Annotated in this window: 18 protein-coding genes; 8 read left to right on the top strand and 10 right to left on the bottom strand. The window is 59.5% G+C overall.

Translation table 11 applies throughout. From position 1 onward, the window contains the following. Positions 1 to 50 precede the first annotated feature (50 nt). Together FNU79_RS03085 and FNU79_RS03080 are read left to right on the top strand one after the other, a co-directional pair. A complete protein-coding gene (locus tag FNU79_RS03085) occupies positions 51 to 560 on the top strand; it encodes a MarR family winged helix-turn-helix transcriptional regulator (RefSeq protein WP_143719441.1) in 510 nt (169 codons plus the stop codon). Further along, positions 557 to 2,041 carry an MFS transporter gene (locus FNU79_RS03080; RefSeq protein WP_143719440.1) on the top strand — a complete coding sequence of 495 codons (1,485 nt, stop codon included), beginning with the start codon at positions 557 to 559 and terminating at the stop codon, positions 2,039 to 2,041. The genes FNU79_RS03085 and FNU79_RS03080 overlap by 4 nt, the downstream gene beginning before the upstream one ends. Positions 2,042 to 2,177: 136 nt before the next feature. Here FNU79_RS03080 and FNU79_RS03075 read toward each other — a convergent pair whose 3' ends face one another. The 5 genes from FNU79_RS03075 to FNU79_RS03055 form a co-directional block, all read right to left on the bottom strand. Further along, a complete protein-coding gene (locus FNU79_RS03075; RefSeq protein ID WP_143719439.1) occupies positions 2,178 to 2,936 on the bottom strand; it encodes a hypothetical protein in 759 nt (252 codons plus the stop codon). Then, the gene (locus FNU79_RS03070; protein WP_143719438.1) at positions 2,911 to 3,987 is read right to left on the bottom strand and encodes a flavin-containing monooxygenase; all 1,077 of its coding nucleotides are present in this window, start codon (positions 3,985 to 3,987) and stop codon (positions 2,911 to 2,913) included. The genes FNU79_RS03075 and FNU79_RS03070 overlap by 26 nt, the downstream gene beginning before the upstream one ends. 6 nt (positions 3,988 to 3,993) lie before the next feature. Continuing rightward, on the bottom strand, positions 3,994 to 5,586 hold the full coding sequence (locus tag FNU79_RS03065) for a dihydrolipoyl dehydrogenase family protein (RefSeq protein ID WP_143719437.1): 1,593 nt from the start codon (positions 5,584 to 5,586) through the stop codon (positions 3,994 to 3,996). A 177-nt stretch (positions 5,587 to 5,763) separates the two neighbouring features. Continuing rightward, positions 5,764 to 6,699 (bottom strand): ParB/RepB/Spo0J family partition protein, encoded by a 936-nt coding sequence (locus FNU79_RS03060; protein WP_143719436.1) that lies wholly within the window; start codon positions 6,697 to 6,699, stop codon positions 5,764 to 5,766. Next, the gene (locus tag FNU79_RS03055; RefSeq protein ID WP_143719435.1) at positions 6,696 to 7,370 is read right to left on the bottom strand and encodes a ParA family protein; all 675 of its coding nucleotides are present in this window, start codon (positions 7,368 to 7,370) and stop codon (positions 6,696 to 6,698) included. Before FNU79_RS03055 ends, FNU79_RS03060 begins: the two co-directional genes overlap by 4 nt. A gap of 660 nt (positions 7,371 to 8,030) precedes the next feature. Between FNU79_RS03055 and FNU79_RS03050 the strand changes: the two genes are divergently transcribed. Then, positions 8,031 to 8,936, top strand: coding sequence for an SDR family oxidoreductase (locus tag FNU79_RS03050; protein ID WP_143719434.1), 906 nt, complete (start codon positions 8,031 to 8,033; stop codon positions 8,934 to 8,936). Between the two features lie 717 nt (positions 8,937 to 9,653). Here the strand turns inward: FNU79_RS03050 and FNU79_RS03045 are convergent. Continuing rightward, the gene (locus FNU79_RS03045; protein WP_143719433.1) at positions 9,654 to 10,292 is read right to left on the bottom strand and encodes a Dps family protein; all 639 of its coding nucleotides are present in this window, start codon (positions 10,290 to 10,292) and stop codon (positions 9,654 to 9,656) included. Between the two features lie 270 nt (positions 10,293 to 10,562). Between FNU79_RS03045 and FNU79_RS03040 the strand changes: the two genes are divergently transcribed. The 3 genes from FNU79_RS03040 to FNU79_RS03030 all read left to right on the top strand — a co-directional run bounded on the left by FNU79_RS03040 (position 10,563) and on the right by FNU79_RS03030 (position 13,075). Next, a complete protein-coding gene (locus FNU79_RS03040; protein WP_143719432.1) occupies positions 10,563 to 10,964 on the top strand; it encodes a hypothetical protein in 402 nt (133 codons plus the stop codon). Between the two features lie 144 nt (positions 10,965 to 11,108). Further along, the gene (locus FNU79_RS03035) at positions 11,109 to 11,768 is read left to right on the top strand and encodes a response regulator transcription factor (protein WP_143719431.1); all 660 of its coding nucleotides are present in this window, start codon (positions 11,109 to 11,111) and stop codon (positions 11,766 to 11,768) included. Next, positions 11,765 to 13,075 (top strand): sensor histidine kinase, encoded by a 1,311-nt coding sequence (locus FNU79_RS03030; RefSeq protein WP_143719430.1) that lies wholly within the window; start codon positions 11,765 to 11,767, stop codon positions 13,073 to 13,075. Before FNU79_RS03035 ends, FNU79_RS03030 begins: the two co-directional genes overlap by 4 nt. Positions 13,076 to 13,083: 8 nt before the next feature. On the opposite strand, the gene FNU79_RS03025 is transcribed toward FNU79_RS03030, so the two are convergent. Then, the gene (locus FNU79_RS03025) at positions 13,084 to 14,352 is read right to left on the bottom strand and encodes a thiolase family protein (protein ID WP_143719429.1); all 1,269 of its coding nucleotides are present in this window, start codon (positions 14,350 to 14,352) and stop codon (positions 13,084 to 13,086) included. Positions 14,353 to 14,449: 97 nt separating this feature from the next. Here FNU79_RS03025 and FNU79_RS03020 point away from each other — a divergent pair, with 97 nt between their 5' ends. Continuing rightward, entirely contained in the window at positions 14,450 to 15,115 is a 666-nt protein-coding gene (locus tag FNU79_RS03020) for a DUF1003 domain-containing protein (RefSeq protein WP_225429843.1), read from the top strand. Between the two features lie 14 nt (positions 15,116 to 15,129). Here FNU79_RS03020 and FNU79_RS03015 read toward each other — a convergent pair whose 3' ends face one another. The 3 genes from FNU79_RS03015 to FNU79_RS03005 all read right to left on the bottom strand — a co-directional run bounded on the left by FNU79_RS03015 (position 15,130) and on the right by FNU79_RS03005 (position 19,007). Then, on the bottom strand, positions 15,130 to 16,416 hold the full coding sequence (locus FNU79_RS03015; protein ID WP_143719428.1) for a cation:proton antiporter: 1,287 nt from the start codon (positions 16,414 to 16,416) through the stop codon (positions 15,130 to 15,132). A 27-nt stretch (positions 16,417 to 16,443) separates the two neighbouring features. After that, positions 16,444 to 17,826 carry an ArsB/NhaD family transporter gene (locus tag FNU79_RS03010; protein ID WP_143719427.1) on the bottom strand — a complete coding sequence of 461 codons (1,383 nt, stop codon included), beginning with the start codon at positions 17,824 to 17,826 and terminating at the stop codon, positions 16,444 to 16,446. A gap of 218 nt (positions 17,827 to 18,044) precedes the next feature. Next, entirely contained in the window at positions 18,045 to 19,007 is a 963-nt protein-coding gene (locus FNU79_RS03005) for an ArsR/SmtB family transcription factor (RefSeq protein ID WP_143719426.1), read from the bottom strand. Positions 19,008 to 19,439: 432 nt separating this feature from the next. Here FNU79_RS03005 and FNU79_RS03000 point away from each other — a divergent pair, with 432 nt between their 5' ends. Next, positions 19,440 to 20,408, top strand: coding sequence for an ABC transporter substrate-binding protein (locus FNU79_RS03000; protein WP_143719425.1), 969 nt, complete (start codon positions 19,440 to 19,442; stop codon positions 20,406 to 20,408). Positions 20,409 to 20,468 lie beyond the last annotated feature (60 nt).

The raw sequence follows: 20,468 nt of genomic DNA, 5'->3' as shown, positions 1-20,468 counted from the left end.
TTGACGCACAGATACTTTAAGTCTATATAATTTAGGTTTATACTTTTGGCATGAATTCTTCTCCGCTGCCCTCTCCCCTGTCGCGTCCGCCTGAAGTGCAGTTGTGGGTTACGCTCGACCGGGTCTATACCATTCTCAGCCGCAATGTGACCGGCAAAGTCACGGCGCTGGGCCTCACCGCGCCGCAGTACCGGGTGCTGCGCCAGTTGCGCCAAGTTGGCGCGGCCACTCCACTCAGCGCCAGCGAACTGGCCGAGCGGCTGGGCGTCACCCCCGGCAACCTGACCGGCATTCTCGACCGCTTGGAGCAAGAAGGCCTGCTGACCCGTGAGCGCGGCGAGCAAGACCGCCGCAGCTTGCAGGTGTGCATCACCCCCTTAGGCGAAGACCTGATGCAAGAGGCGGTGCCTGCGCTCCACGCGCATCTGCGTGAGCTGTTCTCACCGCTCAGCTCCGATGACACTGCCCAGATGCGAGCACTCTTGGAGCGTTTGGAAAGCCACCTGCTGGGCCAGACGGAGACCAACGCGGCAAAGACCACAGCAGAGGCCCGCACATGAGTCAGCTCCAACCCAATCAAGTCAAAAAAGCCACGTTGCACGACAAGTTTTCCTATAAATGGCTGGCGCTGAGCGTCACCAGCCTCGGCGCACTGATGGCGTCCATGAACTCCGGCACGCTGATTATTGCCCTGCCGACCTTGCTGCGCGACCTTCACACCACGCTGCTCAACTTGATCTGGATTCTGCTGGCCTACAACGTCACCCAGACTGTATTTGTGCTGAACGTGGGCCGGATGTCGGACATGGTGGGGCGCAAAAAGCTGTACGTGCTGGGCTTCGGGGTCTTTACCCTGACTTCCTTGCTGGCGGGCTTTACTTCAAACGTGCCGCTGCTGATCGCGCTGCGTGCCCTCCAAGGCGTCGGTGGAGCTTTTCTGATCGCCAATTCCAGCGCCATCGTCACCGACGCCTTTCCGCGTGAAGAACTCGGCTTTGCCATCGGCACCAATCAGATGATGGTGGCCGTTGGCGCGATTTTGGGGCCGATTGTCGGCGGAGCGCTGACCGCTTTTGGTTGGCAGTGGGTCTTTTGGTTCAACGTACCGCTGGGCATCATCGGTACGCTGTGGGCGGCCTTTACCCTGCGCGATCTGGCGACCAAGCAGGACCGCAAAGACCGCTTCGACGTGTGGGGCAACCTCACCTACGCGGCAGGCTTTGCGCTGCTGATGATCGGCCTCTCGGAAGGCGGCATTCAGTCGTGGGGCGGTGTGCTGCCGTACATCTTGGTCGGTCTGGCAGCTCTAGCCCTGTTCGTGGTCATCGAAGGCAAAGTCAAAGCGCCGATGCTGGACTTGCATCTCTTCAAAGACGCCGCTTTCTCACTCAACAATGCCACCGTCTTTCTGAATGCCGTGGCGCGGATGGCGCTGACCTTTCTGTTCGTGTTTTACTTTCAGGGCGCAAAAGGTATTGACGCCGTGCTGGCGGGCATTATGCTGGGGCCGGTGGCAGTGGGACTGCTGGTGGCCTCGCCGATTGCCGGACGCCTCGCCGACAAAATGGATCCGCGCATCCTGATTCGCTGGGGCTTAGTGCTGGGCACGCTGGCGCTGGCGGGGCTCGCCGAAGTGCTGAGCCTCACCACTCCGTACTGGCTGATCGCCGCTCTGATGCTGCTGGCAGGCGTGGGCAACGGCCTCTTCAACTCGCCCAATTCCAGCTTGATCATGGGCAGCGTGGCTCCTGACCGGCGCGGCGTGGCAGCGGGCGTGCGCAGCTTACTGATGAGTGTGGGCGGCGTCATCGCCATCATCTTTACCCTCAGCATCGTGGTGAGCGAAGTGCCCAGAGACGTGATGCTCAAAGTCTTCAGCGGCCTGAGCAGCAATTTGCCGGCTGCCACCCTAACTCCATTTATTGACGGGTTGAAATTGGCTTTCTGGCTCTTGGCTGCGCTAAGCGCTCTCGCCACCGTGCTGTCTTTGGTGGTTCCGGCCCAGAACCGATTGGCGGCGACTTCGCAGGCCGCAGACTGAGCCGAAGCTCAGGAGAAAAAAGGGAAGCCACTTTCACGGCTTCCCTTTTTCTAATTTTGCACGCCGTGAAAAGACTTCATTGCCTCTTCCCTACTGCAAAGTAGGAATTGGAGAGCGGCAGACGACTTTGCGGAGCTCAGCTGCCGCCCAACGATTTGAGCCGCTGGCGCACTGCATCCTGGTCGTAGCGCTGCCAATACGTCTGCGGCGTGAGGTTCAGGGCCGCTTGTAAAATGCTCCTCGCTTCTTGTTTCAGGTCAGCGGCGCGGCGGTTGTCATTTTTGGCCAACAGCAGCAAGCTATCGGCGTAACTCAGCCGAAAAAACACTTCGTTGGGCTGGAGTTGGATGGCTTTGCGGTGATCTTGACGCATGTCCGCCTCGCTGGCTCCGGTGGCAAAGCGCACCAGCGAACCGAGCGATAGCGCCTGCACGTTCCAGGTGCCCAGACCCACCCAGGCCCGCGCCGTGTTGGGATCGAGCTTCACCGCGTCGTCGAAGAGGCGCTTGACTTCCAGTCCTGTGCGGGTGGCTTCCACGATTCCTGCACCCTGAAGTCGCAAACCCAGGGCGTAAGCCAGTTCCGTTTTGGCTTCGGCGTTTCTGGGATCAGCCGTTACCGCTCTTCGGGCCGCCGCTTCCGACAATTCATACAATTTTTTCTTGGCGGTCATGCTGCCCACAAACAGCGACTGCCCCACATAAGCGCGGGCCAGCACCACCAATGAGGGCGCGTCGGTGTTGTCTTTCAGCATATTCACGGTGGCGTCTACTTTGCCGCCCATCAAAGCGTTGAGGGCGTCGTCCAGTGGGGCGGCGGGGCTCAGCGGCCCACTCAGCACGAAGATTAAAAAAGCAGTGGTCAAACGGTTAGGTCGTCGCAGAATAGGTGGCACAATCTTCCTCCAGATATTGACTCAGGTGCGCGGCGACGTACTCCGCGTCGGGGCCAGCCGCCCGGATGGTGCCGGACGCAATACTGCGCTGGCCGGGCAAACCGGTGAAATATAAGCCCGCCAAAACGCTGCTCACGCCCAGCCGCTGCCGAGGCTCACCAAGCGGATCAACTGCTTCAGGCGGAAGATAAGCGCCGTTCCAAGCGTAGCCGGTGGCAAAAATAACCGTGTTCACCGGTTCGACCTGTCCATTTTGCCAGCGTACCCCGCTGGAGGTGAAGTCCTTGAACATCGGCTGAAGATCAGGGTTGCCCCTTTGCAGAGCAGAGCGCAAGTGGGGTACGGCGATCACCGGCTGAGCGTCCGGCACCCGCCCGAACGCGCCGAGCGGCAAGCGCTCAATCCCGCTGAGAGCCAACCAATCGATGAGATCGACGCCAAAAGGACGTTGCGGAAAAAGGCGTGGCGGGCGGCGCACGGCCAAAGTCACCCGCGCCACTCGGCCGAGCTCAGCAGCGATCTGGGCCGCAGAATTGCCTGCCCCCACCACGATGACCCGCTGTCCTGCGAACGGCTGGGGCGCGGTGTACTTGGCTGAGTGCAGCAGACGCCCCCTGTACTGCTGCATGTTGGGCAGATCGGGTTGATAGGGACGCTGGAAAGTGCCTGAGGCGCAGACCACCGCGCGGGCTGTCCATTCTCGGCAATCACGCGCAGTAACGCTGAACAGTCGGCCACGCTTTTGCACTTTCGCTACATCTGCTCCGAATTCCACGGGAAAGGCAAAATAAGCGGCGTAGGCTTGCAGATAAGCGCTCATCTCGTCGCGGCCCGGATAACGCTGCGGCGAGCCGGAAAATGGCAATCCGGGCAAGGCCGAGTGCCGAGCAGGCGTGAACAGCTTGAGGCTGTCGTAATAAGCGGGCCAAGCTCCCGTCGCCGCTTGGCCCGCTTCCAACACTACAAAGCGGAGGCCACGCCGCTGCACACCATAAGCCGCCGCCAAACCTGCCGCGCCCGCACCGATCACCACTGCGTCAAGTGCCGTCATCAGCGCTCAGGCCCGAGCGCCTTGGGCAGAGGCTGGCGGTTGGGGTGCTTCTCGAATGCTCCCCTGCTCCGCCCGACCTGCCCGCCGCTTTCCGAAGGTGGGGCCACTGGTAAACAGGCCCAAATAGCTTTGGCGCACCGCTTCAGCGTAGGTGGGGTATGAGACTGGCAACAACGCCAAGCGGACTGGGTGAAAGCCCAAACGACTGGGCAAGCTGAGCAGCTGAATCAGTTCTCCGGCGCAGCTGCCGACCACCTGAGCGCCCACCACCGTCAGGCCCAACGGTGATCCCAGCAGGCCCGAGAGTGCCACCAGCTTGACGAAGCCGCTTTCCCGCTCGGTGGCGGCCCGGTCTAAGTGGCTGAAATCATAATCCACCACCTGCACGCGGCGGCCATACTGCTTGACCGCTTGGGCCTCAGTCAGCCCCCAGTGGGCGATTTCGGGTTCAGTGTAGGTCACCCAGGGAATATCTTCCACGCGGGCAGCGGGAGCGCGGAAGGTGGCCGCCGCTCTCCCCCACCACGCCAGCGAACCGAGTCCAGCCAAAGTGCCGCGCTCGGTTGCACCGTGCGTAAACATCGGCCCGCCCACCACGTCGCCCGCACCCCAAACATACGGGCAGCTCACCGACTGCATATCGGCTTTGACTTTCAGCCCCTTTTCGTCGTAGGCCGCACCGACCACTTCCAGGCCCAGATTCTCTACTCTCGGCTTTTTGCCCACCGCCAGCAGCAAATGTGAGCCGTCAATGTGGCGGCCATCTTTGAGATGCAGCCGCACACCACTCGGCAGTGCTTCGGCCCTTACCACGTCCACGCCGAGGTGAACCGTCACGCCGTCACGCCGCAAGACGTCCAGCAAAGCTTGAGACGCTTCCGGTTCGTCTTTGTCGATCAGGCGCTCGCCACGCTGCAAAGTCGTCACCCGGCTTCCAAGGCGCACGAACGCTTGTGACAACTCGCAGCCAATCGGACCGCCGCCCAGAATCAGCAGGTGCCTGGGCAGCTCAGCCACGTCGAAAATGGTTTGGTGGGTCAAGTAAGGCACGTCGCTTAACCCTTCCAAATCAGGAACCATCACCTCGGAACCTGTCGCCACCACAAATTTTTCAGCCATCACCGTGCGCGTGCCGGTAGAGGTCTGCACTTCCAGCACATGCGGCGAAACGAACTTGGCCTCACCCGCCACCACTTGCACGCCGCGCCGCTCAATCGAAGCGGGCGAGTCCACGTCTTCAAAACTGTTGATCACCCGCCGGACTTCGGCCTGCACTTTGGCCCAGTCGGCTTCACCGGTGACGGCCAAGCCCAGCGCGGCGCTTTGCCGAGCGGCATGAACTGTTTTAGCTATCGACAGCAGCGCTTTCGAAGGAACACAGCCGGTGAAGGTACATTCGCCTCCAGTGAGCCCGCGCTCAATCAGAAGTACCCGTTTTTTGGTCACAGCAGCCATCAACGCAGCCGTCAGTCCACCCGCTCCCCCTCCGATCACCGCCACATCTGCTTTGAGAGGCGAGTGGCCGCTCTCTTTCGGCTCGGCCCACGAGTAGTCCGGCGTGTTGAGTTGAGGATGGGTGTACTTGGGCGTGCGGTTCATGCTGCTCCTTTTGGTGAAACGGTTGGGAATGACCTTGAGTATTTATCTTGCACACCGCAACCGACTTACACCGCAGGCCAGCTGCCATTGACTGCTGCAACCCAATTCAGGCGAAAGACACCGAGCTTGTCCCAGACGGCCTATTCTTCTGAATTACGTAATTCAGGGCTCCTGATTTCAGCCTTCAAGCAAGTCGGCGAGTTCGCTCAGGAGCGCTTCCGCCCGCTGCCGCTGCTGCTCAGGCAGTTGGCTCAAGCGCTGAACGGAGAGGTGACGCTTCACTTGGCTCAGCGGTGAAACGGCGGGCTGAGGCGCTGCGGGTTTGAGCTTGGCAATCGCTTCTTTGAGTTCGGCGTGGGTCAGATTTTTGGTGATAACCCGCTTGAGCAGCGCTTTATGATGCTGCTCTGGAGCGCGGGAAAGCAGCACCGCTTTGCTGTATTCCAGCACTCCACTTTGCAGCGCTTCGGCAATGCTCGGCGGCAGTCTGAGCACCGGCAAACCGTTGGTGACAAACGAGCGCCACTGCTCGCGCCCAAGCTGGGTAAACAGCTCGTCTAATTGAGTGACCTTCTCAGAGCTACTATCCGGATTGGCGCGGAGCCCTTTGAGGACGCTACTGGCTTCTTCAGGCGCGATTTCAAACAGCTGGGCCACCAAGCGCAGCTTGTACATCACTTCGTCGTAGCGGTTGAGGTCTTCTCGCTGCAAGTTTTCGACCGCTGAAATGATCTCAGCTTCTTGCGGCGTCAAATCACGAATCAGTACCGGCACCTCGCTGAGTTGGGCAAGCTGTGCGGCCCGCCAACGCCGCTCGCCGTAGACAATCTCATATTGCCCGTTGTGGCCCTCTAGTGGCCGCACCATCAGCGGTTGCAACACGCCCCGTTCTTTGAGACTCTCCGAGAGTTGTTGCAGCGAGGCCGAATCAAAAAAGCGCCTCGGCTGGCGCGGATTGGCCACCAAAGCGCTCAGCGGCAAGACTCGGGCATCTGGCGGGCGCTGCTGATCAGCCGAATCTGGCGTGCCTACACCCGACATTTGCAAAGAACGGTTCAGCAGATTACCCAAGCTTGATGCCTGATTTCCTCTTTGAAAACGGTTTTTGGTCATGCTTCTTCTCCAAACGCGCCCTTGATCTCGGCCCACATTGCCCTGAATTGCCCCAACTCACTGGGCGTTTGCCCAAACACTTTCTCATAAGCGCTGAGCGACTTGATAACCGTCTCTAAGCGGGGGTGGGCATTGAGGGCCTGATTGGCTTCGTGGGCCATGCCTTTGCGGGCGTCGAAACGGTTCAGCACTATTGCGTAGTTAAAGGTTTCGAGAGCCGCTTCCAGATCAGTCAGGAGTTCGAGCGTGGTGGCCAGCCGGTCTACATCCAAGCCCGTCGGTAACACCGGCACCAGCACCACGTCCGCCACCGTCGCTGCGCTCTTGAGGACTTCTCGGTTATTGGGCGGCGTGTCAATAATCACGGTGTGCCCCGTCCGAGCCAGTTCGCGGGCTTGGCGCATCAAGCTGTTGCGCTGAGCAGCCACCACTTCGAAGGGCAACTGAATTTGGTCGGCCACGGCGTGCTGCTGCCAGCGCACCGCGCTCACTTCCTCGTCGGCGTCTAGCACCACAACGTTTGCGAGTTCTTCAGCAATGGCCGCCGCCAAGTGCATGGTGAGCGTGGTTTTGCCGACGCCTCCCTTCAAACTGGTCAGCGCGATGATGAGACATTTTGAAGGCGGCGACTCTGGGCCAGCCACGTTTGACTCAGCTTTGGTTCGGGTCATGGCCTCAGCTTAGAGCGCTTACGACGCAAAAGACAAGTTCTGAATTACGTAATTCAGAAGAAAATAGCGTCTGAGAGGGCATTTTTCGACATTAGTTATCGGGGCCAAAGATAATAATTTGTGATGGGGGAGAGCGCGTCTCATCGGCAATTTAGTAATGTGAGAAGGCTTTGCCATAGTTTGTCGGAGGTGATCAGCAATTTATGGCTACCGGCAACAATCACTTTTTTTAAACAAGGCAGTTTGGATTTTTCGATGCACTTTCTAAAACCCAAGGTCAGCTCAATAAAAGCTCTTGCCTCCCATAATAGCCAGTTTGCCTGTGCAGCGGCAGACTATCGGAGATGGCTCTTCGTACACCTTTCAAAAAGGCTCTACAGCTGAGCGCCCTCTTACCTGCTCTACTAATTTCTTTGGCCTTGTCTGGCGGCACCTCGACCCCCATGCGCGAGGGCAGCACCCAGATCAACGGAGCCAGCATCCATTACACCGTTAGCGGAGCGGGCAAGGCTCACCGATTTTGCTGATTCACGGGTATCCACTCAGCGGCGAACTGTAATTGACGGTCATGACGTCAGAAAGAATCTTAGAGCGCTGGATTGAAAGAGAAAGTCATAGAAAGCCGTCAAGAAATTCTTTAATAGCGAGTAAGGAGCCAATATGAGTAGCGACAAAAAAGATCAGACCGAGATGCAAAACCCCGTGACACAGTACCCGCAGCCGCCTTTCGAACGCCAGCCTCAAAACGCACCGGGCAGTGTCAATCGAATGAATCCAGTACCCGATCACGGTGAGGAAACTTACAAGGGTTCGGGCCGTCTCAAAGGGCGTAAAGCGCTGATTACCGGGGGCGATTCGGGTATTGGCCGCGCCGTTGCCATCGCTTTTGCCCGTGAGGGCGCGGACGTAGCCATCAACTATCTCCCTTCCGAAGAGGGCGACGCGCAGGAAGTCATCAAGCTGATTGAGGCGGCAGGGCAAACAGCGGTGGCCCTGCCCGGCAACATCAGCAGCGAGGACTTTTGCGCTCAGCTCGTCAAAGACGCCGCAAAGCAGTTGGGCGGCTTGGATATTTTGGTCAACAACGCAGGCAAGCAAACTGCTCAGGAAAGCATCGCCGACATCAGCACCGAACAGTTCGACGCGACGTTCAAGACCAATGTCTATGCTCTGTTTTGGATCTGTAAAGCTGCTCTGCCTCACCTGCAGGCGGGAGCGACCATTATCAATACTTCATCCATCCAGGCCACCCAACCTTCCCCAAATCTGCTCGACTACGCTTCGACCAAGGCGGCGATTTACGCTTTCACCCAGTCACTGGCGCAGCAAGTCGCGAAGAAGGGTATTCGTGTTAACGCGGTGGCTCCGGGGCCGTACTGGACGCCGCTCCAACCCAGTGGCGGGCAACCCCAAGACACCATCGAAGAATTCGGCAAATCCACGCCACTCGGCCGTCCCGGACAGCCCGCCGAAATAGCGCCGCTGTATGTGTTTTTGGCTTCTCAGGAATCGAGCTACAGCACAGGCAGCTTGTTCGGCAGTACCGGCGGTTTACTGCTGAGCTGATTTGCCGCACAGGCCGCGCCATCCGCTGGAATTGGTTGGTATGATTTCTTAAGCGCCCGCTTAGCTCGCCGCTTTCGTGACATGAGTCAGCAGCAACCTCGGTAAGAGAATGGCCCATCGGCAGCTTAACATTGATCTGCCGATCAGCAGGGCCAGCGGCCAGCTTGGCAACTTAAGGCGAGTCTGCTGACTGCTGGCTCAATGAGCAGCTATGCGCATTGCAATTCAAATTGCCGCCCTGACCGAGCTGACGCACCGCTTTTTGTCGGCGACGCTACAGAGCGGGAGGGGCTTAACACTGAAAGCAGTGTGCTATGCTAGCAAAAGATACATGCTAGACTTCGCTGAGACGCTGATTGGGTGAGGTATGCGGCAACAGCGTCTACGTCAACGCGCTGTATCTAGGATCAGCTAAAACAGGATTTTGAGCGCAGGCCAATTCACAGGCATTTGATCTATTCGGCGGCGCGTCATGTGATATGAGGTGGCAAAAAACCTTCACTTTTCTTCCGCCTTTGCTGCCGCACCTCATTCGCAGCCCACAAGGCAAGGAAAGCCGAGTAGAGTGGCAGCGAGTTGGCTGAGCAGGCTGGAAGGCTAGTTCTGCAAATGGGCCGTAGAGAAAAGTAAGCCGCGAAAAAGCTGGAACATGCCCAGTGAAGAGGACACGTTCCAGCTTTGATTAACCTGAAGTGACTAACTTAAAGTCGGCTGACTTTATTTGCCCGGCAGGCTGACCGGCTTACCGCCGTTGATGTCGGCTCCGGTGTTGGGGTCGGTGTTGGTCTGTTGGAACGTGGCGCGGACTTGCCACTGGTATTTCTCGATGCCGCTTTCGACTTCTTGCAGCAAGTTGGCGCTGGTCGGGTCAACCTTCTCGATGTCGTCGATCCGCATTTTGAGGCGTGCGCCTACCGTCTGATACTGGGTGGTGAAAAAGCTCAGGACCCGGGCGTCATCGAGGAAGCCGCCGGGGATTTCGGGAAGGCCCGAGGTCTGCACGATGGTCGGAGCGCGTCCGTCGCTGGAGCTGCCCACTGAGAGTAGGCGCTCGGCCACGTCGTCGGCGTACTTGGCGACGCCTTCATAGTGCTCCTGAAGGAGAAGGTGAACCGGGTAGTACAAGGTGCCGGAAACGTTCCAGTGGGCCTGCTTGGTCTGGAGTTGGAGAGCTTGCAACTCGGTCAGAGTCGCCTGCAAGGCTTTGGTCGACTTGGAGAGGTCGTCGGTGCCGCTCTTGGGCAGCGTGGTGAACTGGTTGACCGGCAACTTAGTGCTGCTCTGGGCACCCGCGCCGCCTGCCAAGGCTGAGCCGACTAAAAGGGAAGAAACCAAAAGAATTGTTTTTGCGTTCATATATCCTCCGTGAGTGCTTTAGCGATCAAAGAAACTCAACTGCCACTGAACTTAAACACGCCAGGTTAGACGAAAGTAAGAAAAAGAGACGATTCAAGGTCGCCTGAAGATTGACTGAAGGCCGTTTCAACGCGGTCTCAAGTTTGCGTGAACCCGCCAACTATTCACACTTTCTTGACGAAAAATATTTCTAACGCTGGGCCAACACTGCTCTGTTGTGATGCAGCCCGAAGAGCGCCCGAGATAAGGCTCTTCTCTCTGGAGACCATTATGAACTCGACTGCTTCTTCTCTTTGGCGGCATTGGCTGGGCTTGGCTTTACTGGCGGGCATCGCTTGGATTCACTTTCGCGACATTCCCGACAAACTGGGCGAGACGCCGTATTTGGGCTGGCTCTACATTTTGTTGGTGGTGGGCTGCGGCGCAGCGGGCGCGTGGTTGATGTCCAGTTTGTGGCGGGCCGGATACTGGCTGGGCAGTCTCATCTCAGCGGGGGCCATTCTTTTTTTCGTCCTGACCCGCAGCGTCGGTTTGCCCAATGCCAAAGGTGACATCGGCAACTGGGCCGAACCCGCCGGAATCATCTCGCTGCTCTTGGAAGCTGGATTCGTGGTGTTGGCCTTGACGAGCAGCCGTGAACGCCGGGTAGTCCCGCAGCAAAACCAGATTTGAGCTGACGACTGGGCCTGATGATTGAGCCGTCCCTAAAGAGCCGCTCAAGCCCCCAATTTGGGTTTGCTCACGCTGGCTGGGCGAGAGGCGATTAAGGTAAGGCCATGTTGAGCGCGGAGAATCCGGTAGGGGAGTGGGTGAGCGGTGCGGCTGCTGCTGGTTGAGGATGACGGGCGAATCGCCCAGCCCACCGCGCGGGCGCTCAGCGAAGCGGGCCATCAGGTCAAGCTGGAAGTCAGCGGCCAGAGCGGCTTGGCAGCGGCGAACTCCGGCAATTACGACGCGCTGCTCTTGGACGTGATGCTGCCGGGCCTGAGCGGTTTTGAACTGGCCCGCCGCCTCAGAGCAGACGACAACCGCGTGCCCATCGTCTTTTTGACAGCCCGCAGCGCCCTTGAAGACCGTGTGGAAGGACTGGACATTGGAGGTGACGCTTATTTGGTCAAGCCGTTTGAACTTCCAGAGCTGCTGGCCACCTTACGGGCGGTGGTGCGGCGCGGCGAAGTCGCCCGCACGGCCCAGATGCCCTTCGGTGACGGCGCGGGCCTCCTGGACGCCCGACAGCGGCAAGTCTGGTGGCAAGGCGAGTTGGTCGGCCTGACCGCCCGCGAATACGCCCTCCTCGAAACCTTGGTGCTGTCTAAGGGCCGCTGGTTTAGCCGCGAGGAACTGCTCTCTAAAGTTTGGGGACCGGATTTCAGCGGCGCGGCGCGGGTGGTGGACGTGTACGTGAGTTACTTGCGCCGCAAGTTGGCCGCCGAGATGCTGCTGAGTTCTCGTGGACTGGGCTACCGGGTGCCGTGAATATCAGGCTGCGCTTGGCGCTGGGCATGGCTTTGGTCACGGCGCTGGTGGTGGTGGTGGTGGCGGGCGTGCAGTTTTTGGCGCTGCGCTCTTTTTTGTCGCTCTCTGAGCATGAGCGCCTAGAGATGCTGGTGCCCACCCTGGAAACCAGTTTGGAGGCCCAACTGCGTTCCGGCACTGCGCCGCTCAAACTTACCGCCTTGCCCCGGAACGTGGACATCCGGGTGCTGAGCGCCGGAAAGATCGTGGCGCAAACCAACAATTTTCCTGCAATTGCGCTCACCGAGTCACTGGGCTACCGGCCTCTGGCCAAACACAATGTGCTGATCGCATCGATGGATCTCAGTGGGCAGCCCGCCACCGCGCAACTGGCCAGCGACCTGCTCGGCGTTCTCAACCCGCTGCGGGCCTACCTCCGGGCGCTGGCGATCACCGTGCCGACGGCAACTCTTCTGGTGGCGCTGCTGAGCTTCGCTTTCACGGGGCGGCTGCTGCGGCCACTGGCGCAACTTGAAGCGGTAGCCGCTCGGCTGGGCCGTGAGGGCAATTTGCGTTTGGCGCTGCCCGGCGCGGGCCAGCCCGACGAGTTGGGGCGGCTGGCCCGCACCCTACAAGTCACCTTTGCCCAGCTCGCTGATCTGCGTGAGCGTGAGGCCGAGTTCACTCAGGCGGCGGCCCACGATCTGCGCTCCCCGCTGGCAGCGCTCAAGACCCGCTTGCAAGGAGCGCTGGCCGGGCCGCGCACGCCGCTCGAGCTGCGCGAGGACATCGGTGAGGCGCTTTCCGATATCGAGAGAATGCGTCTGCTGACCGATGATCTGTTGCTCCTGGCAGGCGGCGAGCGGGAAGTGCAAACCTTGCCGCTGAGTTTGGCTCACCTCACCGGAGAAGTGGTTGATCGCCTGCGTGAACGCACTCCAGACGTGCAGCTGGATTTCGAAACGCGTGGCGACACCACTGTGCTGGGCGACGCGACCTTGCTAACCCACTTGGTCGAAAACCTGATCGAAAACGGGTTTCGGCACGGACAGGGAGCCGACATGCAAGTCTGCGTCGTGGGCGTGGCCGAACTGGTGCGCTTGGAGGTCAGTGACGCTGGCCCCGGTGTGCCGAGCGCCGCGCTGCCCCGCTTGGCCGAGCCGTTTTACCGCGTGGACGCTGCCCGCGTCGGAGAGGGCAACGGTCTGGGGCTGGCCATCGTCCACCGAGCCGCCAAAGTCCACGCCGCCGAACTGAGCTTTGAAAACAGCCAGCCCAGCGGCTTAAAAGTGGTGGTGGAGTTCCAGCGCGGCGAGCCGAGACTCTGAACTTGATCTTACAGCGCTTCCAGAATTGCCGCCTCGCCCTGCCCGACACCTACGCACAAAGTCGCCAGACCGTAACGCTGACCCCACGCCCGCAGTTCGTGAACGAGGGCCACCGCCAGCCGCGCCCCCGACATGCCCAGCGGATGCCCCAGCGCAATCGCTCCGCCGTTCACGTTGACTTTGGCCGGATCGAGGCCCAGTTCGCGGATGCAGGCCAGCGCCTGTGCAGCGAAGGCTTCGTTGAGTTCCACCAGATCTAAGTCTTGGACGCTCAGCCCGGTGCGCTCCAGCACTTTGCGGGTGGCGGGAATAGGGCCGAGGCCCATGACGCGGGGGTCTACGCCCGCCGCCGCGCCGCCGAGCCAGCGGGCCAACGGCTTAAGGTTCAGCTCCCGCGCTTTCTTGGCGCTCATCAGCACCAGCGCCGCCGCTCCGTCGTTAAGGCCCGAAGCGTTGCCCGCCGTGACGCTGCCGCCCTTGCGGAAAGCAGGCTTGAGATTGGCCAGCGTCTCTAAGTCGGTGGCGAGTTCAAAGCGTTCGCCCACTTTTTTGAGACGGGGGTGCTCGTCGGTGTCAAAGAGGGTCGTGCCCTTTTTGCTCTGAATCGGCACCGGCACGATCTGATCTTTGAACCGCCCAGCGTTGATGGCCTCCAGAGTGCGCCGCTGCGACTCCAGCGCGAAGGCGTCCTGATCTTCACGGCTGATTTCGCCGCCCTCGTAAGTTCCCTCTCGGCTTTGCTGCACGATATTTTCGGCAGTCTGGCCCATCGCCTCCAGCGGAAAGAGGGCTTCCATCGCCGGATTCGGAAAGCGCCAGCCCAGCGTGGTGTCGTAAACGGTGACGTTGCCGCCCGCAAACGCCGCCGAGCCCTTGGACATCACCAGCGGAGCGCGGGTCATGCTCTCGACTCCACCCGCCACGTACACCTCGCCGTCTCCGTTTTTGATGGCGCGGGCGGCAGTGTTGAGAGCGCTCAGGCCCGAAGCGCACAGCCGGTTGACCGTCAGACCCGCCACCGTTTGCGGCAATCCCGCTAGCAAAGCGGCCATCCGCGCCACGTTGCGGTTGTCTTCTCCAGCTTGGTTGGCGCAGCCGAGAATGACTTCCTCAATGTCACTGGGGTTCACGCCGCTGCGTTCCACGGCGGCCTTGATGATGTGGGCGGCCAAGTCGTCGGGCCGCACACTGGAGAGTGCGCCGCGGATGCTGCCAATTGGCGTGCGGACGGCGGAAACGATTACCACATCTAAGTCGGAAAGGGGAGAGGGGATCATCTATACCTCACTTTTTGGGGGAAAGTCGAATGAAGTTGCTTTGGTATTGGGCGCTCTTGGGAGGCTCAGCGTCTGGCAACCGGATCTACTGGGCGAATTGTCAGCATTGGATCAGGGCAAAACGGTGACAATGCAGGGCGTGACGCTCACCGACTCCCGACCCGACTCCTCGCCTGATTCTAGATTGGAGCAACTGCTCTCGCAAAACGCGGCCATCCATACCCTGATGGAACAGCAGTCGCAGGCCAACCTGACCACCCTACACCGCCCGGTAGAGCGCTTCGCCCAATTGTTGAGCCGCCCCAATTTCATCTTCACGGCGCTGACGGTGTTTTTGATGTGGATTGTCCTCAACCTCAATCTTCACTTTTTTGTCCACCGGTCTTGGGACAGCCCGCCTTTTTTTTGGTTGCAGGGGCTGATCGGCGTCTTGGGACTGGTGATCACCTCCACCGTGCTGATTTCACAGGCGCGGCAAGCTGGCCTCGCCGAGCAGCGCTCGCAGTTGCAACTGCAAATCATTTTGCTGACCGAGCAGCGCAGCGCCAAAATCGTGGCCCTGCTCGAAGAACTGCGCCGCGACCTGCCCAGCGTGCGCGACCGCTTGGACGAAGAAGCCGACGTGATGCAGCAGGCCAGCGACCCACATTCCATCTTGAAAGTCATCGGACAAATTGAAAACTCAACTGAAAGCGCAGCCGAACAGGAAACGCCGGAAACGGAAAAGCCCGCCGCTGCCGGTCAGACGGGGGCTGAGCCTTGACCCTGAAAAGCCGCTCAATCTTCCGCCAGTTGCTCGCGGGCTTCATGATCTGCGCCTGCTTTGGCGGCTAGCCGTCCCACGCTTAGGCCCTGCACCACAATGGAAAACACCACCACCACGTAAGTCATCACCAAAAATAAATCGCGCTCCTTGCCCGCCGGAACGCTGAAGGCCAGCGCCACGCTGATGGCCCCGCGCAGACCGCCCCAGATCATGAGACGGCGGGTAAACGGCGAGAACTCGTGCCGCCGCCTGAGCACCGAGATTGGAATCTGCACGCTGATGGTGCGGGCCAGCAGCACCAGCGGAATGGCAATCAAGCCCAGCAACAGCGACTGAACGCTAAAGCGCACCGCGATTACTTCTAGAGCCAACAGCGCGAACAAAAAGATATTGAGCAGTTCGTCGGTCAGGTGCCAAAATCCTTCGTAGCGCTCGCGGGCCGACAGCGCCGAAGGGACTCGGTCATTCAGTGAGCCGACCAACAGACCAGCAGCAACGGCGGCCAGCGGCGCGGAAACGTGCAATTGAGTGGCAACCGCCGTGCAGGCCAGCACCAAACTGAGGGTCACCAGCACCTCGGCCACGAAGTCGTCGAGCGCCCTCAGCGCCAGCCAGCCGATATAGCCCAGCACGCCCCCCAACACGAGGCCGCCCAGCGCTTCTTGGGCAAAAAATCCGGCCACGCCTGCCGCGCTCAGCTCCGGGCCGTGCCCGCCCGCGCCGTGACTGCCTGCCGCCACACCCGCCAGCACCGCAAAGGCCACCACGCCCACGCCGTCGTTGAACAGGCTTTCTCCGGCCACCAACGTTTCGATGCGCTTAGGCACCTTGGCTTCCTTGAGCATCCCCAGCACCGCAATAGGGTCAGTGGGCGAGATGAGTGCGCCAAACAGCAAGCAGTACACCAGCGGAATATCTAGATTGAATAAACCCAGCAGCAAATACATCCCGCCTCCCACCAAAGCGATGGAAAGAGCGGTGGAGAGTAGTGCAAAGGAGATCACTGGGCCGCGCAAACTCCACAACGCAGGCGAGTTGACACCCAGCGCTCCAGCAAACAGCAAGAACGACAGCACGCCTTCAAAAACGAAATCGCTGAACTGAATGCCGCGCACCAATTCCACGGCGTCTCTGGCAAAAGGCACGTCGAGTTCAACCAAGCCGAAAACAACCAAACTGACGATCAGGCCGCCGATGGTAATGCCTATGGAAGTGGGCAGCTTGAGGTAGCGGGCATTCAGGAACGTCAGCGCCGCCGTGAGGCTGACCAAAATGGCAGTAAGATCGAGAATTCGCATCAGTCATGTCCTTATTGAGCTGGCAATCTAGTGAGTGGCCTGAAACACCAAGTAAAATAACCCCAATGCCACGATCACCGTCACCAGCGCAACCGGCGTGCCGTAGCGCATAAATTGCCCAAAGCCCATCGGGTGCCCTTCGCGGGCGGCGATGTCGGCCACCACGATATTGGCCGACGCACCGATGAGGGTCAAGTTGCCGCCTAAGCACGCGCCGAGGCTCAGCGCCCACCACAGCGGATTCATCACCTCGCCCAGCGTGCCTTGCAGCTCTCTGAGCACACTCGCCATGCTGATGGTAAAGGGAATATTGTCCACCAATCCGCTGATCAGGGCGCTGGCAAAGCCGACCACCAAAATACCCAGCCCCATGTCGTTGCCAATCAGGTTGGTGAGGCTCGCCGCCACCGTCTCAAAGACGCCGACATGCTCCAAGCCTCCCACCACGATAAAGAGACCCATGAAAAACAGCAAGGTCGTCCACTCGACTTGCTCAAACAGCTCGACTGGCGTCATATCGGCGATCAGCATCAAAAAGGTGCTGGTGGTCAGCGCCACCAGGCCCGCTTCCAGTCCGAACGGATGGCCCACTATAAACAGCAGCAAGGTGACAGCAAAGACGCCCAGCGCCTGTTTCATGAGTCTGGGATCGGTGCGAATGGGCGTTTCGTCGGCCAGCACCGCCCTCAGTTTCTCGGCGCTGCCGGTGCTGCTCATCTCGCCGCGCCAGTGCATCAGCAGGTGCATCAGCGCGATGCCGATGGCGCTGGCCAGCACCGCGTAAGGCCCGACATTGACCAGAAACTCCCCGAAGCCCTTGCCCGCCACCGAGCCGATGATGATGTTGGGCGGGTCGCCCACCAGCGTGGCAGTGCCGCCGGTATTGCTGGCCAAAATCACCGCGATCAGGTAGGGAATAGGTTTGAGGCCCAGCCGCAGCGCCACCGTCACCACCACCGGAGCCATAAACAGCACGGTGGTCACGTTGTCGAGAAAGGCGCTGAACACGGCGGTCAGCACACTGAAAATCCACAGCACCCGCGCCGGATTGCCCCCCGTGAGCACCATCGCCCGCCGCGCCACCACCTCAAAAAAGCCGCTGCGGCTCAGCACGTTGACGATGTTCATCATGCCGAACAGCAAAAAAATGGTGTTGAAATCGATGCTGCCCCAGGCTTGGTCGGGCGTCAGCAGGCCCAGTACCATCACCAAGCAGGCTCCCAGCAGCGCGGCCACCGTGCGGTGAACATATTTTTCGAGCAAAATCATGGCGTAAGTCAGGATAAAGAGGGCCACCGCCAGGGCCGTCAAGCCGCCGCCGCTGAGGTGAATGCCCAGCAAGTCGAGCAAGGTTTGGTGTTCGGTGGTGGGCGGTAAAGCCGCTGAAGCGTACAAAAGTGTTTCGTGCATAAGTCCGTCCAAAAAGGAGCCAAAAGCTCAAAAATGAGAGAGCGGAAAAAAGGGAGAGCGGGCAGCTTGTCAGACCGGGACACGAAAGCAGGAGACCGCGTAATTAGCAGTCTCCTCCAAGTCAGCGTATGGCCGCTGGTGCCGGTCGAGCCAGTTTTCAGAAGTGAGTCTAGCGGAAAATGATGAGCGGGCCTAGACACGGACCAACGGATCACCCGCTATTTGATGACGTAGGGCCGCTCGCCTTCCCTGAACTCGTACCACAGCCGCATCAAAATGTCTTGCTCACAGTTGCCGAATTTGCGCCCGTACAAGTTGACGCCGCCCTGGTGCCGAGCGCCAGACTTGACGCCGATTTTGAGCTGAATCTGCGGCTGGGCCATCAAGTCGAGGGCCGAGAGCGTCACGTCACTGACCTGTTTGCCGTCGATGAAACTGCCCTCGCGGTTGACCTTGAAACGCTTGAGGACGCCGTACTGGCTGTGGTTGATCGGCCACCACAGCGGCGTGAGTTTGCCCCGGCTGCCGCCGAAATCTGCCGGACTCGTCCAAGTGCCGATCTCGGTGCCGTTGAGCCAGACCGTAATGTCCGAGGGCCAGTCAAGGTCATGTTCCGGCGCTTCCGAGCAGAGTTCGAACGAAACTTCCAATTCAACTGCCTCGGCTCCGTGCGGTAAGTTGTTGGGAAACTCGTAGCCCAGCGAGCCATGCCGAAACCAGATAATCTGGGCAAAGACATGCTCCGGCTCGAAAAAGGAGCGCGGGTCGTCCACCATGCCGATCAATTTGGACTCGGTGGCCAACCCGCAAGTCGCCGCCACGTCCGAAAAGCGGTAATTGCCGATGGGCATCGAGATTTCCACGACGTTCGGCTGAGCGCTGATGGCCGCGCCAGGAAGCTGAATCAAAATTTCTTCGTAGCGCTTGCTGATCAGTTTTTGCCGCCCGCGTGTGCCGGGCATGTACTGAATGTCGAGCAGGCCAGCAGCCTCCAAGAGCTTGAGATTGAAGTTGACGGTGGAGTGCGGCAAACCAATTGCCGCCGTCAGTTCGCTGACGTTCATGGGGCTGTGTGACAGCAGACTCAGCATCGAGAGCCGCGTTTCGCTGTCCACAGCGCGAATGATCGCCAGCGCCCGCTGCCCTTCTGCCACCAACCTGCGGCTCCCTGCAATCGGCATAGCTTTCCCCCTAAGCCGCAGTCCGGTGTACCTGCGGATACCCACCAAACTTACAAGTTTAATGGTGGGAATGCAAGATCGGTTGCTGACAGCACGCCAGAATTCAACTTTACTCAAAAGCCTGCCAAGAAGCAAAACTGATGTTTGAGTGGGCCTCCGAGCCCATCAGCAGGCAGGAATTGGGGCCACTTTGCTTAACCAATGTGGCTCATCAGTGTAAGCCGGAAGACCCCTAAAGCTTCACTAAGTCAAAAAAAGTTGACATTTTCGGAAGATTTTGGTAACTTTGCGCTGTTCAATCCCCACAAGTCAAATCAGCTCAAATCAGGCCGCTCCTTCTAAAGCGCTCCTCTCTTTACGGAGCCACCTCGGCGAACTTCAAACCAACTGGTTTTTTCAGCAGAAGTTGGACTTCGCACGCAAGGGAGAATTATGAAACGACCCGCGAAAATCGCCACATTTGCCTTGGCCCTCGTCACTGGCACTGTCTTGGCCCAAACCATGCTGCCCAAGCTGGCGCAAAAAGCCAGCTACAAAGTCGGCTTTGCCCAGACCGAGAGCAACAATCCCTGGCGCATTGCCCAGACCAAAAGTATGCAGGACGAAGCCAAGAAACTTGGCCATCAGCTCGTCTACACCGACGCCGCCGGTTCGACGGCCAAGCAAGTCGCCGATGTCCGCAGCATGATTGCCCAGAAAGTCGACGCCATTTTCCTTTCACCGCGTGAAGACAAGCCACTGGCCCCTGTGGTCGCCGAAGCCCGTAAGGCTGGAATCCCGGTGATTTTGCTCGACCGCAACATTGATCCGGCCCTGTCCAAAGCGGGCACCGATTACGTCACCTTCGTCGGCTCGGACTTCATTAAAGAAGGCCAGCGGGTTGCCGACTGGCTGGTCAAAAACGCGGCGGGCAAGACCAACATCATTGAGCTGGAAGGCACCACCGGAGCCAGCCCCGCCAATGACCGCCGCAAGGGCTTTGACGACGTGATCGCCAAGAACCCCAAGTTCAAGATCGTCGCCTCCCAGACCGGCAACTTCGCCCGCGACACAGGCCGCCAAGTCGCCGAAACGCTGCTGCAAGCCCACCCTGAAGCCAATGTCATTTACGCCCACAACGACGAAATGGCCATCGGCGCGGTGTCGGCCATTCAAGCGGCGGGCAAAGTGCCCGGCAAAGACATCTTGGTGCTGTCGATTGACGGCGGTAAAGAAGCCGTGCAGATGGTTGTGGACGGCAAGATCAACTACGTCGTGGAGTGCAACCCGCGCTTTGGCCCCAAGGCCTTTGCCACCCTTAAAGAATACGCGGCAGGCAAGAAACTCCCGGCCAAGATCATCAACGCTGACCGCGACTACACGCCGCAATCCGCCAAAGCGGGACTGGCCGGCGCGTACTGAGTTTTTTAAGCCTTTAAGTTAGGGTTCTGAGTGCTTTGCTGCGTCACGCCTTGCCCGCGT

The organism is Deinococcus detaillensis (assembly GCF_007280555.1).
Lineage (GTDB): Bacteria > Deinococcota > Deinococci > Deinococcales > Deinococcaceae > Deinococcus > Deinococcus detaillensis.
Note: the sequence above shows the minus strand (reverse complement) of the source record. Positions and strands in the feature narration are given on the sequence as shown.

Excerpts from the sequence above, each read along its gene's own strand:
- FNU79_RS03085 (WP_143719441.1), top strand. The coding sequence starts at position 51 with ATGAATTCTTCTCCGCTGCCCTCTCCCCTGTCGCGTCCGCCTGAAGTG.
- FNU79_RS03080 (WP_143719440.1), top strand. The coding sequence starts at position 557 with ATGAGTCAGCTCCAACCCAATCAAGTCAAAAAAGCCACGTTGCACGAC.
- FNU79_RS03070 (WP_143719438.1), bottom strand. The coding sequence starts at position 3,987 with ATGACGGCACTTGACGCAGTGGTGATCGGTGCGGGCGCGGCAGGTTTG.
- FNU79_RS03065 (WP_143719437.1), bottom strand. The coding sequence starts at position 5,586 with ATGAACCGCACGCCCAAGTACACCCATCCTCAACTCAACACGCCGGAC.
- FNU79_RS03060 (WP_143719436.1), bottom strand. The coding sequence starts at position 6,699 with ATGACCAAAAACCGTTTTCAAAGAGGAAATCAGGCATCAAGCTTGGGT.
- FNU79_RS03055 (WP_143719435.1), bottom strand. The coding sequence starts at position 7,370 with ATGACCCGAACCAAAGCTGAGTCAAACGTGGCTGGCCCAGAGTCGCCG.
- FNU79_RS03050 (WP_143719434.1), top strand. The coding sequence starts at position 8,031 with ATGAGTAGCGACAAAAAAGATCAGACCGAGATGCAAAACCCCGTGACA.
- FNU79_RS03045 (WP_143719433.1), bottom strand. The coding sequence starts at position 10,292 with ATGAACGCAAAAACAATTCTTTTGGTTTCTTCCCTTTTAGTCGGCTCA.
- FNU79_RS03040 (WP_143719432.1), top strand. The coding sequence starts at position 10,563 with ATGAACTCGACTGCTTCTTCTCTTTGGCGGCATTGGCTGGGCTTGGCT.
- FNU79_RS03025 (WP_143719429.1), bottom strand. The coding sequence starts at position 14,352 with ATGATCCCCTCTCCCCTTTCCGACTTAGATGTGGTAATCGTTTCCGCC.
- FNU79_RS03015 (WP_143719428.1), bottom strand. The coding sequence starts at position 16,416 with ATGCGAATTCTCGATCTTACTGCCATTTTGGTCAGCCTCACGGCGGCG.
- FNU79_RS03010 (WP_143719427.1), bottom strand. The coding sequence starts at position 17,826 with ATGCACGAAACACTTTTGTACGCTTCAGCGGCTTTACCGCCCACCACC.
- FNU79_RS03005 (WP_143719426.1), bottom strand. The coding sequence starts at position 19,007 with ATGCCGATTGCAGGGAGCCGCAGGTTGGTGGCAGAAGGGCAGCGGGCG.
- FNU79_RS03000 (WP_143719425.1), top strand. The coding sequence starts at position 19,440 with ATGAAACGACCCGCGAAAATCGCCACATTTGCCTTGGCCCTCGTCACT.